This is a genomic window from Blastococcus sp. HT6-30 (assembly GCF_039729015.1).
In the GTDB taxonomy this organism is placed as follows: Bacteria; Actinomycetota; Actinomycetes; order Mycobacteriales; family Geodermatophilaceae; genus Blastococcus.
The window spans coordinates 1,828,507-1,845,688 of sequence record NZ_CP155792.1 but is presented as its reverse complement, the minus strand read 5'-3'; the positions used below and the strand labels follow the sequence as shown (position 1 = coordinate 1,845,688).

Genomic DNA, 17,182 nt, shown 5'->3' with positions numbered 1-17,182 from the left:
ACGCCGCGGAGGCCCTGCCGTCGCTGCACCGTACGGTGCCGACATGAGCCTGCTGCTCAGCGACGTGCAGGTGGGGGACCGCCCCGGGAGGTCGCTGCTCGTCGACGACGGCCGGATCGCGTGGACCGGCGACGCCGCGGCCGCGCCGTCGGCGGACCGGGTGGTCAGGGGCGAGGGGGCGCTGCTGACCCCCGCGTTCGTCGACGCGCACGTCCACGCCACGGCCACCGGCCTGGCGCTCTCGGGTCTGGACCTCCACTCGAGCTCGAGCCTTGTGCACGCGCTGGCTGCGGTCCGGGCCCACGTCGCCTCCGCGCCGGACGGGATCGTCCTGGGCACCGGCTGGGACGAGACCGGATGGCCCGAGGGCCGTGGGCTCACCCGGGCCGACCTCGACGCGGTGGCGGGGGACCGGCCGGTCTACCTGGCGCGCGTCGACGTCCACTCCGCAACCGTCTCGACCGCCCTGCTCGACCGGATCCCGGGCATCGCCGGGCTGGCCGGGTTCTCGGCCGACGGGCAGCTGCGGCTCGATGCCCACCACGTCGCCCGCCGGGCCGCCTACGGCGCGGTCGGGCCGGCTCAGCGGCGAGCGGCGCAGCAGGCCACCCGCGCCGCCGCGACGGCGCTGGGCATCGGCAGCCTGCACGAGATGGCCGGGCCGGAGGTCTCCTCGGCCGAGGACCTCGGGGACCTGCTGGCACTGGCGGCCGAGGTGCCGGGGCCCCGCGTCCTCGGGTACTGGGGCGAGCTCTCGGAACGCGGCGGGCTGGACCTGGTGCGCGAGCTCGACCTGGCCGGCGCCGGGGGAGACCTGTTCTGCGACGGCGCCTTCGGCTCGCACACGGCGGCGCTGAGCACCCCCTACACCGACCGGCCCGAGACCTCGGGCGCCCTCCGGTTCGATACGGCCGCGCTGGTCGAGCACGTCCGGGCGTGCACCGTCGCCGGCATCCAGGCGGGCTTCCACGTCATCGGCGACGCCGCCGTCGACCAGGTCCTCGAGGCCGTGGGAGCCGTGGTCGCCGAGCTCGGCGCCTCTGCCGTCCGGGCCTGCCGGCACCGCCTCGAGCACCTGGAGATGCCCTCGGCGGAGGTCGTCGACCGGATGCGCGACTGGCGCATGGTGGCCAGCGTGCAGCCGGCGTTCGACGCCGCCTGGGGCGGGGACACCGGGATGTACGCCGAGCGGCTGGGGGTGGAGCGGGCGCTGGCCACCAATCCGTTCGCCGATCTCGCGGACGGAGGCGTGGCGCTGACCCTGGGCAGCGATACCCCGGTGACCCCGCTCGATCCCTGGGGTGGCGTGCACGCGGCCGTCGACCACCGGGCGCCCGGATCGGGCCTGCGCCCGTTCGACGCCTTCGACGCCGCCACGCACGGCGGCTGGTTCGCCGTCCGGGCGGAGCACCCCGGCGGGCCGCTGGCCGTCGGTGCGCCCGCGGATCTGACGCTGTGGGGGACCGGGGACGGTCTCTCGCGGGTCCTGGCGGATCGGGGACGCCCGGCGTGCCGGCTGCTGCTGGTCGCCGGTGAGCCCGTCGGCGCACCGGTCTGAGGGCCTGGTCGGCCGGAACCGGCTGCAACGAGCAGTAACGATCCGATCACATCGCGGCTCGCAACCCTCCCCGGTCTCGTTCCTCGGGCGGCGGTTCCTACAGTTGCTGCAGTTCCTGTCCGGACGCACCGTTGCGCTTCCTCCTCGGGCGCGGGCGGTCCCCCCGGCCGGCGTGGGCCGGCTCGCGCCGGCACGCCACCAGGTCGTGGAGGAGCGGCGGCCCGCGGGAGGCCGCGGGGCGGGCATCCCGGCGGAGCCCACGTGGACCCGAGCCATCAGACAACGGTCGCGCCGCTCGCCGCCAGCGACCGGCCGTCCGGCCCGAAGGCGCGCCGACCCCCTGGAGCTGCCGCCGGCGCCGTCCGGTCGGGGGCCGGGAGCCCGGCCGGGTGGTGGCGTGCACGTCCGCTCGCCCGCCCTGGCCGGGATGGGATGCTGGGTCAGGACCGCGCGCGGACGCCGCGGTCCGGACCCCGCCCGATCGGTGCGGGGAGGATCCGCCCGACGGGCGGCTGCACCGGGGAGGCGCTGCGTGCCCGCAGGCGATGGCGGGCCGGTGACGGGAACGCTCCCTCGTCCGGCCGGCCCAAGATCACCCGGGCGGCCGGTGGAGCCGTCGACGCGCTCCCGCCGGTCCCGCCTCCCGTGGCGCACCCTGCTGGCCGTCGCCGGCGGGCTGTCGCTGTTCCTGGCGTTCCCCGAGCACGACCTGACCGGCCTGGCCGTCGGCGGTCCCGCCGCCCTCGCCCTGGCCGTGCGCGGGCAGGGGGTGCGGGCCGGCCTGTGGCTCGGCCTGGTCACCGGGCTGGCGTTCTTCGTGCCCCTGCTGTCCTGGACCGGCATCTACGTGGGTTCGTTCCCGTGGCTGGCCCTGGCGGTCAGCCAGGCGCTGTTCCTCGCGCTCCTGGGCGCCCTGACCGCGGTGGTCTCCCGGCTGCCGCTCTGGCCGCTGTGGGCGGCGGCGCTCTGGGTCGCCGACGAGGCCGTCCGCGGCCGCTTCCCGTTCGGTGGCTTCCCCTGGGGACGGCTCGGCTTCTCGCAGACCGACGGCCCGCTGCTGGCGCTCGCCGCCTACGGCGGCGTGCCGCTGGTCAGCTTCGCCGTCGCTCTCACCGGCACGCTGCTGGCCGCCGCCGTCCTGGCCCTGCTGCGCGCCCGGAACGCCGCGAACGACCCCGCGGGGGCGCGGCGCACCGCGCCCCGCCGCGCCCTGCAGGCGGTCGCCGCCGCGCTCGCGGTACCGCTGGTGGGCGGGCTGGCCTGGCTGCCGCTGTCGGGCGGATCCCTCACCGCGGGCGGGCCGACCGCGACCGTCGCGGTCATCCAGGGTGACGTCCCCCGTGTCGGGCTGGACTTCAACGCCCAGCGCCGAGCGGTGCTCGACAACCACGTCCAGCAGACGCTGCGGCTGGCCGAGGACGTCGCCGCCGGCCGGACCGCACAGCCCGACGTCGTCCTCTGGCCGGAGAACAGCTCCGACATCGACCCCTACCGCAACGACGACGCCGCCGCGCAGATCCAGCGCGCGGCCGACGCCGTGGGCGCCCCGGTGCTCGTCGGTGCGGTCGTCCAGGGCCCGGGGGAGTTCATCAGCAACACCGCCATCGTCTGGTCCCCGGAGGACGGCCCCGGAGACACCTACGTCAAGCGGCATCCGGTGCCCTTCGCCGAGTACGTGCCGGCCCGCGACTTCTTCCGCCTGTTCAGCGAGAAGGTGGACCTGGTCCGCCGGGACTTCGCCGCGGGCGAGGAGGTCGGCGTGCTGGACATCGGCGGCATCCGGATCGGCGACCTCATCTGCTTCGAGGTGGTCTACGACGGGCTGCTGCGCGACGTGGTCGACGGCGGCGCGGGCATGCTCGTCGTCCAGACGAACAACGCCACGTTCGGCCACACCGACGAGAGCGCCCAGCAGCTGGCGATGAGCCGCGTGCGGGCGGTGGAGGTCGGCCGCACCGTCGCCGTCGCCGCGACCAGCGGCATCTCGGCGATCGTCGCCCCGGACGGCACCGTCGTCCGCTCGTCGGAGCTGTTCGAGCCCGATGTGTTCGTCGAGGAGATCGCGCAGCGCGACGACCGGACGGTGGCCCAGCGGCTCGGCGCCGCGCCCGAGTGGCTGCTGACCGCAGTGGGCCTCGGTGCGGCGCTCTGGGCGCTGGGCCGGCGCCGGGGGAGGGCAGCGGCGTGAGCGACCAGGTGCTGGTCATCATCCCCACCTACAACGAGGTCGAGAACCTGGAGCGGGTCCTCCAGCGGCTGCACGCCAGCGTGCCCGAGGCCCACGCCCTGGTCGTGGACGACGGCTCGCCCGACGGCACGGGCGACCTCGCGGACCGGCTGGCGGCTGCCGACCCGCGCGTCCACGTGCTGCACCGCACTGCCAAGACCGGCCTGGGGCGCGCCTACGTCGCCGGGTTCGGCTGGGCGCGGGAGCGCGGCTACGGGGTGCTGGTGGAGATGGACGCCGACGGCTCGCACCCCCCGGAGCAGCTTCCGGACCTGCTGGCCGCGCTGGCCGACGCCGATCTGGTGCTCGGCTCCCGGTACGTCGACGGAGGTCGGGTCGAGGACTGGCCGGTCCACCGGCTGCTGCTGTCCCGCCTCGGCAACCGGTACACCCGGTGGGTGCTGCGCCTCCCCCTGCAGGACGCCACGGGCGGCTTCCGGGCCGCGCGGGCCGACCTCATCGACCGGCTGCCCTTCGACGAGGTCGCCAGCGAGGGCTACTGCTTCCAGGTGGACTGGGCCTGGCGGGCGCTGCGCTCCGGTGCGCGGATCACCGAGGTACCGATCACCTTCACCGAACGCGCCTTGGGCCGGAGCAAGATGAGCGGCTCGATCGTTGGGGAGGCGTGGGCACGGGTGACGGTGTGGGGTGTGCAGGACCGGCTGGCCGAGTGGCTGCCGGGCCGCGTGCCACCGCCGGTGACCGGCCCGGCCGAAAGTTCCGGCCGGTGACCCGCGCACGGTGGGGCCGCCGCCGTCCGGCCACGAGCAGGGCTATCGGGAGGAGGGACCGTCGTGGCTGACCTGGTGCGCCGACGGCTGCGCGTGGTGGTGGGGCTGACCGCGCTGGCGGAGCTGGTCGTCCTCGTCCTGGTGGCCGCCTGGATCGGGCTGGCCTGGACGATCCTCGCCACCCTGCTCACCAGCGCGCTCGGCTCGGTGCTGCTGGCCCGGCAGGGCCGGCGGGCGCTGGCGGACCTGCGGGAACGGGCCCGGTCGCGCGAGAGCGCGGGCCGGGAGCTCGGGGACGCCGGGCTGGTCGCCGTCGGCGGGCTGCTCATGGTGCTGCCCGGCTTCCTCGGCGACCTGCTCGGACTCCTCTGCCTGCTGCCCGGGACGCGCGGCCTGGTGCGTCGGGCCCTGGCGCGGGCGGTGCTCTCCCGGCTGCCTGACCGGATGCGCGGCCCGGTGCGCACCCGCAGCGTCCGGGTCGAGGAGGTGGGCGACGTCCCCGGTAGCAGGAGCGGCAGCACACGGGCGACGCCGCTCGTCATCGAGGGGGAGGTCCTCCGCGACCCCGACGGCCGCCCCGAGGGCTAGCTGGGCACCCGGAACGTCAGGCTCGTGCGGCCGCCGACCTCTCGACTCAGTCGTCGCCAACCGCCGTCATCCCTGGTCACGACGCCGCGTGGGAACGGCCTCCGGACGCAGAACGGCCCCGGTGGATCGCTCCACCGGGGCCGTTCCGTTGCGTACTGCTGGTGTCAGCTGGCCCGCGTGCGCCGGCCGCGGAGCACCTCGAGGCGCTCGGCGAGGACCTCCTCGAGGTCCTCGACGCTGCGGCGCTCGAGCAGCATGTCCCAGTGCGTCCGCGGCGGCTTGACCTTCTTGGGAGTCGGCTCGCTCCCACCGACCAGCTTCGCCGCGGAGCCGTCGAACTTGCACTCCCAGGTGTCGGGGAGCTCGGCGTCGTCGGCGAAGGGCACCGTGAACAGGTGCCCCGAGGAACAGCGGTACTCGGCGTACTGCCGCTCGATCGGCGCGGTGTTCCGTTCGGTCTCGTAGCTGACGCTGCCCAGTCGGCTGCCGCGCAGGGAACGCTCGCCCATGGCACACCGTCCTCTCGTGCTTGTGTCGGTCGGGACTCGACGTCCGGTGCCATGGCTTTACCCAGACAACGGGGAGTCAGAGAGATGAACGACCGAAAAGGCGGAGAGATTCCGCCGAGACGGCTGTTCATCATCGCATGGGGGGGCATCCGCGGCGCCGCCGCCCCTCGGAGGGGTGAGAGCGCCGCTCAGGGAAGGGCCAGCTGACCCGGCCCGGCCGCCGTGGGGCCCAGCTCGCCCGGCACGTGGTGCCGTCGGCACAGCACCTGGTAGCGGACGGCGGGGGAGGGGCCGGCGACCTCGCCGGGCGGCTCCGGGGGCGCGGTGTCGGCGACGACCACGGTCGCGCCGGACCGCACCATGACCCCGTCCACGACGCGGGCGTTGAGCAGCCCGGGGAGGCCGCACCAGCACAGCACCTCGACCTGGATGCGCTGCACGTCGTCGGCCACCTCCAGCAGCCGCTGGGTGCCGGGGAACAACCGGGCCCGGAAGTCGGTGGTCAGCCCGAACGCGTAGACGTCGACGTGCGACTCGTCGGCGAGCTCGGCGAGCTGGTCGACCTGCGCGGGGGAGAGGAACTGCGCCTCGTCGACGATCAGGTAGTCCACCCGGTGCCCGGCGGCCCACCGGTCACGGACGAGCAGCCGTAGATCGGTGCCCCCGTCGATCTCGACCGCCTCCCGGCGCAGCCCCACGCGGGAGCTGATCTGCGGAACCGCCGACCGGTCGCCCTGGGTCACCAGCACCCCGTGCCTGCCCTGCCGGCTGTGGTTGTGGTCGACCTGCAGGGCGAGGGTGGACTTGCCACAGTCCATGGGGCCGTGGAAGAAGCGCAGGTGGGCACGTGCGGGGTGCCGTCGCCGGTCACCGGACGCCGGGACCGCCGATGGTCCCGGTGGTGCGGGCGGGGCCGTGGTCACAGCCGCTCCGGCGGGACGTTGCCCGCAGCGATCACAGCGCGGCGCATGGGCAGTGCCGCGAGCGCGACGAACCCCGCGACGAAGAAGACCACCAGGCTGATGATGGCCAGCCGGTAGGAGCCGGTGAGCTGGTAGGTCAGGCCGAACGCCAGCGGTCCGAGCCAGCTGGTCCCGCGGTCGCTGATCTCGTAGAAGCCGTAGTACTCGGCCTCCTTGCCCAGCGGGATCAGCTGGCTGAACAGCGACCGCGACAGCGCCTGGGTGCCGCCCTGGACCAGCCCGATGACCGCCGCGAGGGCGTAGAACTGCGCCACGGCCCCGGTCTGCAGGAAGAAGGCGGCGAACAGCACGCCGATCCACGCCACCAGGGCGCCGAGGACCACGCGCTTGGCGCCGTACCGCCCGGCCATCCGGCCCAGGCCCAGGGCACCGAAGATCGCCACCACCTGCACCATCAGGATCGCGCCGGTGAGCACGTCCTGCTCGAGGTCCAACTCCTCGGTCGCGTACGTGGCCGACAGCGAGATGACCGTCTGCACGCCGTCGTTGAACAGCAGGTAGGCCCCGAGGAACCACAGGGTGAGCGGAAAGGCCCGCATCTCCCGGAAGGTCGTGGCCAGCTGGCGGAAGCTGCCCGACCGCACCGCGGAGGCGGCGACCGGGCGGTTGCGGAGGCGGGACACCGAGAAGAAGGTGAACGCGCCCCACCACAGCCCCGCGGTGGCCAGGCAGATCCGTACCGCCTCGCCGGTCGTCAGCCCCAGGTCCTCGGCGGCGACGACGAGACCCAGGTGCACGGCGAGCAGCAGCGCACCGCCGACGTAGCCGAACGCCCAGCCCTTGCTGGAGACGGCGTCGCGTTCCTCCGGACCGGCCAGATCGGGCAGCCACGAGTAGTAGACGACGGTGGCCGCGCCGAAGCTGATGTTGGCGACGACGAACAGCACCGCGGCCAGCAGCCACCGCCCGTCGCCGGCGAAGTACAGCCCCGTGGTCGCGAGCGCGCCGAGGCTCGCGAAGGCGGCCAGCATCTCCCTCTTGCGCCCGGTGCGGTCGGCGACGGCGCCGGTGAGCGGCAGCACCAGCACCTGCAGGACGACCGAGGCCGACAGCACGTAGGAGAACCAGCTGCCGGCGGCGAGCGACAGGCCGAGGAAGGACAGCCGCTCGTCCGGGCCGGCGGCGTCGCGGGCGATCGCCGTCAGGTACGGGCCCAGGAAGACCGTCGTCACCGAGGTGTTGAAGACCGACATCGCCCAGTCGTAGGAGTACCAGCCGAACCGCTCGCGCTTCAGGGCGTGGTCTGCGGGGGCCGCCGACGGGCCGGCGCTGGCCGGGGCAGAGGTCACCGCGGCAGGGTGCCAGGCAGGGCGGAACCGGTCCAGCACCGGGCTCCGCCGTTCACGGGATGTCGTCCGGCACGACACCACCCGGAAAGGCGGCGACGGCGCTGGTCGGGCGGGTCGGGTCGACGAACGCGGGCCTGTCGAGCTCTCCCTCGCGCAGCGGCCGCAGCCCCCGGGTCAGCGCTGCGGCGATCCGGACCCGAGCGCGGTTGGCGTCACCGACCCGGCCCATCTGCAGGTCGTCGAAGACCACCGGCGGGCCGACGTGGACCCGCAGCGCCGGGCGGCGCAGCACCGCTCGGACGGCGGTGCGCAGCTTGCCCCGGTCGTTGCCGTACTGGAGCACCTCGTGGGCCCCCCACTGGCTGACCGGGATGACCGGCACCCGCAGGCCGAGCGCGAGCCGCGCCATGCCGGTGCGGCCCCGCTCGGGCCAGAAGTCCGGGGCCAGGCCCACCCGGCCCTCGGGATAGGCGACGACGTGGCCGCCGTGGACGAGGGCCACCTCGGTCACCCGCACGGCGTGCCGCGCCAGCTCCGTGCCCCGCTCGACCCGGATGGCGCCGGTCCGCTCCAGCAGCGCGCCGGCGACCGGCGCGGAGATGATCCCGCCGGTCGCCATGATCCGCGGGGTGACGCCCAGCCGGTGGAGGGCGACGGCGACGACGAACGGGTCGAAGTCGCCGATGTGGTTGGCCGCCAGCAGCAGCGGCCCCCGGCGCAGCTCCTCGGGGATGGTGCCGGTGACCTCCACCCGGCCGAAGACGCCCACCAGCCAGGAGAGCCGACGCAGGACCGAACGCCAGAGCCACCACGGCGGCGCCACGGCGATGGCCAGCTCGCGGGCGAACCACTCGGGGTCACCGGGCCGGACCAGCTGCGCGAGGTCCTCCGGCAGGGGAGGGGTGCGCGGCCGCCAGTCGCGCAGCCTCACCGCGGCGACCACTGACCGCGCTTCTCCAGCACCTCGCGCAGCATGGTCGGCCGGTCGGTCATGATCCCGTCGACGCCGAGGTCCAGCATGGCCTCGGCCTCGACCGGGTCGTCGACGGTCCACACGTGCACCTGCAGCCCGCGGGCGTGCGCGGCCGCGAGGAACCGCTCGTCGACCAGCGCGCGCCCGCCGAGCTGGAGGGGCACCTGCGCGCAGCCGGCCGAGATGCGCACCAGGCCGGCCGCCCGGGGGGAGTAGGACGACAGCCGCAGCGCCGCCACCCCGCGGGGGCCCAGGGACGTGCAGACGGTCGGGCCGAACAACCGCCGGGCGGCCGCGATCCGGGCGTCGGAGAACGACCCGAGGCAGATCCGGTCGGTCACCTCCATGCGCCCGACCAGCCGGACGAGCGGAGCCAGTACCCCGGCAGCCTTGATGTCGAGGTTGATCCGGACGTCGGGCCACGCGCCGAGCAGGTCCTCCAGGCGCACGACCGGCTCCCGGCCACCGATCCGGGCTTCGGAGACCTGCGCCCAGGTCAGGGAGTCGATCCGCCCGCTGCGGTCGGTGGTCCGCTCCAGCGTCGGGTCGTGGAAGGCGACGAGCACGCCATCGGCGGTCACCTGGACGTCGGTCTCCAGGTACCGGTACCCCAGCTCCACGCACGCCTCGAAGGCGGGCATGCTGTTCTCCAGGTGCTCGATGGCACCGCCGCGGTGGGCCATGGCCAACGGGGTCGGCGCGTCGAGGAAGGCGAACCGTGCGGCAGGCACGCGTTCACGCTAGTGGCAGCCCCACGCCCCCTTGCGGGCCCCCGTCCGTGTGGGCGAGGGCGGCGGCCATCCGGTCCACCAGGGCGGTCAGCACCGGGCGGGGCGTCGCGAAGTTCAGTCGCACGTGACCGGCACCGGGAGCGCCGCACTCCGCGCCCTCGACCAGCGCCACGCCGGCCTGCTCGAGGAAGAACTGGCCCGCCGGGCCCCGCAGGGCCAGCTCCCGGCAGTCGAGCCACGCCAGGTAGGTGCCCTCCGGTGGTTCGAACCGGATGCCCGGCACCCGCTCGGCCAGCAGGTGTCCCAGCAGCCGTCGGTTCCCGTCGAGGTAGCCGAGGACCGAGTCGAGCCAGCCGCGGCCCCGGTCGTAGGCGGCGGTGGCGGCCAGCACTCCGGGCGTCGACGCGCCGTGGCCGGCGAGGAAGCCCACCTGCGACCAGTGGTCCGCGTCGGCCTCGCTGGTGAGGATCAGCTGCGCCGCCTTGAGACCGGGCAGGTTCCAGGCCTTCGACGCCGACGTCGCGGTGACGGTGTGCCCGGCCGTCACGGCGGAGAGCGAGGCGTAGGGCCGGTGAACCGCGCCGGGCAGCACCAGAGGTGCGTGGATCTCGTCGGAGAACACACGCGCCCCTGCCCGCTCCACGACGTCGGCCAGCGCCAGCTGCTCCTCGACCGAGAACACGCGCCCCAGCGGGTTGTGCGGATTGCAGTGCACGACCAGGCGGCCACCCGCCTGCAGCGCCCGGGCGATCCCGCCCAGGTCGTAGGTCGTCCGGCCATCGCGGCGCACCATCGGCACCTGGAGGATCTCCCGCCCGAGCAGACCGGGCACCCGCAGGAACGGCATGTAGGCGGGCGTGGGGAGGACGACCGGGCTGCCGGGCGGGGTGAAGTACTCGATCGCCGCCTGCAGGCCGGCCAGCACGTCGGGCAGCGGGGTGACCCACTCGGCGGGCACCGCCCAGCCGTAGCGGTCGGCCTGCCACCGCGCGCAGGCCCGGGCCATGTCGGTCGCCGCCTCCGGCGTCAGGTACCCGAACCGGTTCCCGGCCACGGCGGCGGCCAGGGTGTCCGTCACCGCCGGGGCCGTCCCGAAGTCCATCTCGGCGACGAATGCGCCCAGCGCCTGGCCGTACCGCGTCCACTTCAGGCTGCCGGCGGCCCGCAGCCCCTCCTCGCTGTACGCGTCGAAGACCGGGGAGAGGTCCTCGGGAGCGTGGTCGTCCATCGCCGGCCCCTTCCGTGCGCCGTGCTGGCGTGTCACCCGAAGCTGTCGGTGGTGGCGTCTACCGTGCGCAGACGTGGCACAGCAGCACGCGTCCGGCAGCACGGCCTCCGTCCCCGTCGCACCTCTCCCCGGCCGGGGGAGCGGTGAACGGCGGTGCGGCTGGTGCCGGCGGGTCCTGCCCCAGCAGGGCTCGGTCGGGCGGCCACGGCTGTACTGCGGTCAGGCGTGCCGCCAGCGGGCGTACGAGCAGCGCTCGGCGACGGCGAAGGCCGGCCTGCCGGGCGACGTCGTCCTCGTGTCCCGGGCCGAGCTCGACGGGCTGCAGGACCGGCTGTTCCAGCTGCGCTGCGCCCTCGAGGACGTCCAGACGTTGCTGCAGGAACGGCCGACGAAGGCCGAGCTGGAGCGCTCGCTGGCCGACCTCGTCCACTCGACGGGCCGGCTCGACCGCCTGTGGGTCACCGAACGCTCCAACTGAGCCCCGAGGTCAGTCCCCCTGTGTGTCCTCGTCGGTGTTCTGCTCGATCTCGGGGTTGCTGACGTCCGGCAGGTTCTCGCGGTCAGCGTCCTCCGGGTCGACCGTCTGGACGGACTCGTCGGTCGATCCGTCGTTGCGGTCCAGCCCGGCCGGGTCGCCGCAGGCGGTCAACGAGGCGGCTCCGCCGAACAGTGCCAGCGAGGTCATCAGTGCGGCGAACGGCCGTCGGATTCTCATGCACCGACCCTACGAACGCCGACCGTCGGGCGCCCGTCGAACGACCGAGACCACACCACTTACGTCACTGTGACGCATTGGTGGCGGTGTAGCTGGATGGGGAAAGAGGTCTCGCCGACGACTCGCCGAGCATCGGAACGCCGTCCGGACCAAGCGATCGGTGGGCCAGCCGGATGGCCAAGATCAATAAGGCCAAGATCAACGCCGGGGGAGTCGAGGACGGGGATGACGGGAGGCCCGTCATCCCATCCTGCCCGGCCGGCCGGCCATGGAGCTGCGAGGTCGGGTCTGCGACGACGGGGCGGGGCGCGGATGCAGCGGGACGCGCACGGCGACACCCGCTCGGGAACTTCCGAGCACCCGATGGCCGGCGCGCGTGCCAGGTGCGCGAACCGGACTGCGAACCATGATCACTGCCCGTCTCCCGCCCGTGGACATTGCGCCGATAATCGACGTTATGTCAACTAGCGCCTGAAGCAGCCGACATCCCCCGGACAGCAAGCGCGGCAACCTGCCCGAGAGGGTGATGATCGGACCATGCCCCGCACCTGGACCCACGTCGGTCGCTGCTGGACCAACGGTGAGCCGTTCCTCGCCCTCGACGGCGATCTGCTGCCCTCCTGGCGTGGGCTGAGCGACCAGGCCTACGAGGGTCTCGTGCCGCGACTGGACTACCAGCTGACCGGCATCCCCGTGGGTGCGAGCAGGGCCGCACTGGTCCTCACGGACCCGGAGGTCGGCGACGAGGGCTGGCTGGAGGTCTTCCGGGCCGACGACGGCAGCATCGCCGTCGTCCAGGCGAACGCGGGTGACTACCGGGGCATCCTCGACGCAGCCCTGGCCTTTCCCGAGGCCGACGACCAGGCCGGCGACGTGGTGTACGTGCCCAGCGGCCGCCTGGCGTTCATCAGCGCGGCGCTGGACGGCACCGGCGAGGACGGCGCCTTCCTGCTCCCCGAGTCCCCCGGCCCGACGCCGGAATCCGACGCGCTGAGCGACGGCGCGGCCACTGACGCCAGCCCGCTGCTGGTCGTGCCCCCGGGGGCGTTCCGGCTGTCGGTCCTCTGGCGTACGGAGCTCTACGAGGACGCGGTCTTCGCCCGCTGGCTGTTCACCCGCGCGGGCTGACCGCTCAGATCCGGCGGTCGACGCCGGAGTGCCGGGCCGGGTGCTGCCGAGCGGTGGTGCACGACGCCGGTCTGCTGCGACCCCGGTTCCGGTCGCTCCGGGCGGGTAGCGGACCCGGGGACCAACCGAACCAGGAGGACTCATGACGGACGCCCGGCCCGACACCGACGACCGCCGCGAGCCCGGGGGCACCCCCTCCCCCGGCCCGGGCAACCTGACCGACCGACCGGTGGGGCCCGGCGACGACGGTGCGGCGCGGGCCGTGCCGGGCGTTTACCAGGCCGACGAGGCCGAGCAGGAGCGCGGCAAGGCCGTGAAGCCGGGGAACTGAACGCGGGGCCAGCGATCCCGGAGCGTCTGCCCTGGGGTCACCACTGCAGCCGAGGCTGACGTCGTCATGCCCCCGGGATCGGGCCTGGGGTGCCCCGGTGGGCTCCCCAGGGCGGCGTGAGGCCCGCCTCCCCCGACACCCTCCTCGCCCCCCGGGTACTGCCGGGCACGTGCGGTTGACTGCCGGGCATGGAGGTCCTCGCCCGGTTCTGGGCCCGCGCGACGGCGACCGTCCCGGACCTCCCGCCGCTGGTGCTGCTCGCCACCGCGGCGGCGGCCGCCCTCCTCGTCCTCTCCCCCAGCCTCTGGCGCCCGGCCCGCAACGTCGTGACCATCGCCCACGAGGGCGCTCACGGGCTGGTGGCGCTGGCGGCCGGGCGGCGGCTCTCCGGCATCCGGCTGCACTCCGACACCTCCGGCCTGACCGTCTCCGCGGGTCGGCCGACCGGGCTGGGCATGGTGCTGACCTGCGCCGCCGGCTACACCGGCCCCGCCCTCTTCGGGCTCGGCGCCGCAGCCCTGCTCGCCGCCGGACACGCCATCGGGCTGCTGTGGGCGCTGCTCCTCCTGCTCACCCTGCTGCTGGTGCAGATCCGCAACTGGTACGGGCTGTGGTCGGTGCTGGTCACCGGCGGGATCGTCTTCGCCGCCACCTGGTGGCTGCCGCCGGCGGGCCAGTCGGTGTTCGCGGCGGTGGCCACGTGGTTCCTGCTGCTGGCCGCGCCGCGGGCCGTGCTCGAGCTGCACACCGCCCGCCGGCGCCGCGGCACCCGGGACTCCGACGCCGACCAGCTCGCCCGGCTGACCCCCTTTCCTGCCCTCGTCTGGGTGGGTGTCTTCCTGGTCGTTGACCTTGCTGCGTTGGTTCTGGGCGCGAGGTGGTTGCTCGGCTGAACCCGTGTATTTTGTGGGTTTTTGTTAGGGATAACGGTCGCAAGCGGCCCAGGCGTCGCGGACGGAGGAGCCAGGCCGGATGGTCTCTGCGGTCAACCGCGGACGCGGCGCCGGGGTTCGCAGCCCGGCGGCTGGTGCACCGGCTCCACTCGCGGGGGCGGCGGTACGTCGAGCACCACGTCCTCGTGGTCGACCCGCACCTGCCGCCCGTGGTGACGGACGTCGAGGGGGTCGCCGTCGACCAGGCGGTAGGTGGCCCGGTCCCGCTCCACGGTCACGGTGAGCTTGCGGCCGCGGTACACCACCCGGAAGCGCAGCCGGCTGATCCGCTCCGGCAGCCGCGGCGCGAACGCCAGCTGCCCGCCGTGGTCGCGCAGCCCGCCGAAACCGGCGACGGCGACGGTCCACCCACCGGCGAGCGAGGCGATGTGCAGCCCGTGCCCGGAGTTGGAGTGCAGGTTCTGCAGGTCGGTCAGCGCCGCCTCGGCCCAGTACTCGTGGGCCAGCTGCAGGTGCCCGGTCTCGGCGGCGACGACGGCCTGCTGGGTCGCCGAGAGAGACGAGTCCCGGGTGGTGCGCGCCTCGTAGTAGGCGAAGTCGGCGATCTTCTCCTCGAGGGTGAACGCGTCCCCCCGCAGGTGCAGCGCCATCACCAGGTCGGCCTGCTTGACCACCTGCGTCCGGTAGATCTCGAAGTAGGGGTAGTGCAGCAGGAGCGGGTACTTCTCCCGTGGCGTGGCGGCGAAGTCCCACTCCTCGTGGTGGGTGAAGCCGTCGGACTGCATGTGCACGCCGCGCTGGGTGTCGTAGGGCACCGCCACCAGGGCCGCGGCCCGCAGCCACCCGTCGACCTCCTCCTCGGTCACCGACAGCCGGCCGGCGACCTCGGGTTGCCGGCGGACGGCATCGACCGCGCCGCGCAGGTTCCGCTGCGCCATCAGGTTCGTGTAGACGTTGTTGTCCACCACGGCGGTGTACTCGTCCGGGCCGGTGACCCCGTCGATGCGGAAACCGTGCTCGGCGTCGAAGTGCCCCAGCGACGCCCACAGGCGGGCCGTCTCGATCAGCAGCTCGGCGCCGTAGTCGCGGTCGAAGGCCTCGTCCAGGGTCGCGTCGTTGTACCGGATGACGGCGTCGGCGATGTCGGCGTTGATGTGGAAGGCCGCCGTTCCCGCCGGCCAGTAGCCCGAGGTCTCCTCACCGCGGATCGTCCGCCACGGGAACGCCGCGCCGCGCAGCCCCAGCACCCGGGCCCGCTCGCGCGCCAGCGCCAGCGTGGTGTACCGCCAGGCCAGCGCGTCCCGGGCGGCGTGCGGGGCGGTGTAGGTGAGGACCGGGAGGACGTAGGTCTCGGTGTCCCAGAAGGTGTGCCCGTCGTAGCCGGGGCCGGTCAGCCCCTTCGCCGGGATGGCCTGCCGCTCCCCCCGCAACCCGGCCTGCAGGACGTGGAACATGCCCACCCGGACGGCCTGCTGGAGCTCGTCGTCACCGTCGATCTCGACGTCGGCGTCCTCCCAGTGCTGGTCCAGCAGTTCCCGCTGCTCCCGCAGCAGCCGCTCGAAGCCGGCCAGCTTCGCCGTCGCCAGCGCCGCCTCGACCTGGTCGCGCAGCGCCGCACCGGACCGGCGCGAGGACCATCCGTAGGCGAGGAACTTGACGAGCTTCAGCGACCCGCCGGGCGGGATGCGGGCGGCCAGCGTGTAGCGGGCGAGGTCCCCGGCGGCCTCGATGTCCTCCGTGCAGCTGTCGGGGATCTGGATGACGTGGTCCATGCCGGCGGCCATGCGCAGCCGGCTGCGCTTGGTGCGGTGCACCAGGACCGCCCGGCGCCCGCGGCCGGCGGCCAGCTCGCACTCCAGGGGGCGGGCGAGGGCGGCCGCCGCGCGCGGGTCGCCGTCGTCGGCGGGCGCGTCGTCGTCGTTGGCGAGCAGGTCCGACTGCAGGGCGACGTAGAGGTCTCCGAGGTTGTCGGTGACCTCCACCTGGTACTCGATCGCGGCGATCGACCGCCGCGCCAGCGAGACCAGGCGGGTGCTGGTGACCCGCACCGTGCGGCCGCTGGGTGAGCGCCACTCGGTCGACCGGCGCAGCACGCCGGCGCGCAGGTCGAGGGTGCGGCGGTGGTCGATCACCTCGCCGTAGTTGAGGTCCAGCGGCGAGTCCTTCACCAGCAGCCGGATGAGCTTGCCGTCGGTCACGTTGACCACGGTCTGGCCCATCTCGGGGAACCCGTAGCCGACCTCGGCGTAGGGCAGGGGCCGTTCCTCGAAGAAGCCGTTGAGGTAGGTGCCGGGGACGACGACCGGCTCGCCCTCCTCGAAGGAGCCACGCATCCCGAGGTGCCCGTTGGCCAGCGCGAAGACCGACTCGTGCACGGCGAGGCTGTCGTGGTCGAGCCCGACCTCGGTCAGCGCCCACGGCTCGACCGGGAAGATCGCCCGCCCCTCGGTCATGTCCGGTCCAGCAGTTCGGCGAGGTCGGTGACGACGACGTCGGCGCCGGCCTCGCGCAGCCCGTCGGCGTGGCCGACCCGGTCCACGCCGACGACGAAGGCGAACCCGCCCGCCCGTCCGGCGGCCACCCCGGCGAGCGCGTCCTCGAACACCACGGCCTCCTGCGGCGTCACGCCGAGGGCGCGGGCGCCGGCGAGGAACGTGTCGGGCGCCGGCTTGCCCGCCAGCCCCTCCTCGCGGGCGACGACGCCGTCGACGCGGGCGTCGATGAGCTCGGCGAACCCGCCGGCGGCCACCACCCGCTCCCCGTTCGCCGACGCCGTGACCACCGCGGTGGCCAGCCCGGCCTCCTTCACCGCCCGCAGGTAGGCCATCGACCCCTCGTAGACCTCGACGCCGTGCTCCTCGAGCTCCCGCTGCACCAGCTCGTTCTTGCGAGTGGCCACCCCCTGCACCGTCTCCGCGTCCGGAGCGTCCCCCGGGTCGCCCTCGGGGAGGGTGATGCCGCGGCTGGCCAGGAAGTCGCGGACGCCGTCGGCGCGGGGCTTGCCGTCGACGTGGTGGTTGTAGTCGTCCTGCGTGAACTCGGGCGCTTGGGGGTCGCGCGACCGCAGGAACCCGTCGAAGGTGCGCTTCCAGGCCGCCATGTGCACCGTCGCCGTCGCGGTGAGGACGCCGTCGAGGTCGAACAGGCAGGCACGGACGTCGTCCGGGAGGCCGAGCGATCGCGGAGTGGGCACGCCTCGACGCTACCGGCGCCGGGCAACGTGCACGTGTCCAGCCGGGCGCGGTGCCGTGTCCCGGTGATCCGACGGGCGCCGCGCAGCCGGGCTGCCTAGGGTCCC

17 protein-coding genes are annotated in these 17,182 nt (G+C 74.3%); 8 read left to right on the top strand and 9 right to left on the bottom strand.

Going from position 1 to position 17,182, the window contains the following annotated elements; all coding sequences use genetic code 11:
* Window positions 1-43: 43 nt before the first annotated feature.
* From ABC795_RS08885 to ABC795_RS08870, 4 genes are all read left to right on the top strand, one after another.
* Complete coding sequence (locus tag ABC795_RS08885; protein ID WP_347060652.1) at window positions 44-1,558, top strand: amidohydrolase family protein; 1,515 nt, start codon at window positions 44-46, stop codon at window positions 1,556-1,558.
* Window positions 1,559-2,165: 607 nt separating this feature from the next.
* The gene (gene lnt / locus ABC795_RS08880) at window positions 2,166-3,746 is read left to right on the top strand and encodes an apolipoprotein N-acyltransferase (protein WP_347060651.1); all 1,581 of its coding nucleotides are present in this window, start codon (window positions 2,166-2,168) and stop codon (window positions 3,744-3,746) included.
* The gene (locus tag ABC795_RS08875; RefSeq protein WP_347060650.1) at window positions 3,743-4,516 is read left to right on the top strand and encodes a polyprenol monophosphomannose synthase; all 774 of its coding nucleotides are present in this window, start codon (window positions 3,743-3,745) and stop codon (window positions 4,514-4,516) included. Before lnt ends, ABC795_RS08875 begins: the two co-directional genes overlap by 4 nt.
* A 63-nt stretch (window positions 4,517-4,579) precedes the next feature.
* Entirely contained in the window at window positions 4,580-5,104 is a 525-nt protein-coding gene (locus tag ABC795_RS08870; protein ID WP_347060648.1) for an FxsA family protein, read from the top strand.
* Window positions 5,105-5,268: 164 nt separating this feature from the next.
* Here ABC795_RS08870 and ABC795_RS08865 read toward each other — a convergent pair whose 3' ends face one another.
* The 6 genes from ABC795_RS08865 to ABC795_RS08840 form a co-directional block, all read right to left on the bottom strand.
* Complete coding sequence (locus ABC795_RS08865) at window positions 5,269-5,613, bottom strand: RNA polymerase-binding protein RbpA (protein ID WP_347060647.1); 345 nt, start codon at window positions 5,611-5,613, stop codon at window positions 5,269-5,271.
* 188 nt (window positions 5,614-5,801) lie between these two features.
* Window positions 5,802-6,536: a thymidine kinase gene (locus tag ABC795_RS08860; protein ID WP_347060646.1), complete on the bottom strand. Its 735-nt coding sequence runs from the start codon at window positions 6,534-6,536 to the stop codon at window positions 5,802-5,804.
* Entirely contained in the window at window positions 6,533-7,885 is a 1,353-nt protein-coding gene (locus ABC795_RS08855; RefSeq protein WP_347060645.1) for an MFS transporter, read from the bottom strand. Before ABC795_RS08855 ends, ABC795_RS08860 begins: the two co-directional genes overlap by 4 nt.
* A 52-nt stretch (window positions 7,886-7,937) precedes the next feature.
* Complete coding sequence (locus ABC795_RS08850; protein ID WP_347060644.1) at window positions 7,938-8,816, bottom strand: lysophospholipid acyltransferase family protein; 879 nt, start codon at window positions 8,814-8,816, stop codon at window positions 7,938-7,940.
* Complete coding sequence (locus tag ABC795_RS08845; protein WP_347060642.1) at window positions 8,813-9,589, bottom strand: glycerophosphodiester phosphodiesterase; 777 nt, start codon at window positions 9,587-9,589, stop codon at window positions 8,813-8,815. Before ABC795_RS08845 ends, ABC795_RS08850 begins: the two co-directional genes overlap by 4 nt.
* Window positions 9,590-9,593: 4 nt before the next feature.
* Entirely contained in the window at window positions 9,594-10,817 is a 1,224-nt protein-coding gene (locus ABC795_RS08840; protein ID WP_347060641.1) for an aminotransferase class I/II-fold pyridoxal phosphate-dependent enzyme, read from the bottom strand.
* Window positions 10,818-10,890: 73 nt separating this feature from the next.
* Here ABC795_RS08840 and ABC795_RS08835 point away from each other — a divergent pair, with 73 nt between their 5' ends.
* Window positions 10,891-11,295 carry a hypothetical protein gene (locus ABC795_RS08835; protein WP_347060640.1) on the top strand — a complete coding sequence of 135 codons (405 nt, stop codon included), beginning with the start codon at window positions 10,891-10,893 and terminating at the stop codon, window positions 11,293-11,295.
* A gap of 9 nt (window positions 11,296-11,304) precedes the next feature.
* Here the strand turns inward: ABC795_RS08835 and ABC795_RS08830 are convergent, their stop codons facing one another.
* A complete protein-coding gene (locus tag ABC795_RS08830; RefSeq protein WP_347060639.1) occupies window positions 11,305-11,532 on the bottom strand; it encodes a hypothetical protein in 228 nt (75 codons plus the stop codon).
* A gap of 537 nt (window positions 11,533-12,069) precedes the next feature.
* Between ABC795_RS08830 and ABC795_RS08825 the strand changes: the two genes are divergently transcribed.
* The 3 genes from ABC795_RS08825 (at window position 12,070) to ABC795_RS08815 (ending at window position 13,884) form a co-directional block, all read left to right on the top strand.
* Complete coding sequence (locus ABC795_RS08825) at window positions 12,070-12,660, top strand: hypothetical protein (RefSeq protein WP_347060638.1); 591 nt, start codon at window positions 12,070-12,072, stop codon at window positions 12,658-12,660.
* Between the two features lie 142 nt (window positions 12,661-12,802).
* Window positions 12,803-12,991, top strand: a complete 189-nt coding sequence (locus ABC795_RS08820) for a hypothetical protein (protein WP_347060637.1) — start codon at window positions 12,803-12,805, stop codon at window positions 12,989-12,991.
* A 188-nt stretch (window positions 12,992-13,179) separates the two neighbouring features.
* The gene (locus ABC795_RS08815) at window positions 13,180-13,884 is read left to right on the top strand and encodes a M50 family metallopeptidase (RefSeq protein ID WP_347060636.1); all 705 of its coding nucleotides are present in this window, start codon (window positions 13,180-13,182) and stop codon (window positions 13,882-13,884) included.
* 92 nt (window positions 13,885-13,976) lie between these two features.
* Here the strand turns inward: ABC795_RS08815 and ABC795_RS08810 are convergent, their stop codons facing one another.
* Window positions 13,977-16,337: a glycosyl hydrolase family 65 protein gene (locus ABC795_RS08810; protein WP_347060635.1), complete on the bottom strand. Its 2,361-nt coding sequence runs from the start codon at window positions 16,335-16,337 to the stop codon at window positions 13,977-13,979.
* Window positions 16,334-17,077 carry a beta-phosphoglucomutase family hydrolase gene (locus tag ABC795_RS08805; protein WP_347060634.1) on the bottom strand — a complete coding sequence of 248 codons (744 nt, stop codon included), beginning with the start codon at window positions 17,075-17,077 and terminating at the stop codon, window positions 16,334-16,336. Before ABC795_RS08805 ends, ABC795_RS08810 begins: the two co-directional genes overlap by 4 nt.
* Between the last annotated feature and the right edge of the window lie 105 nt (window positions 17,078-17,182).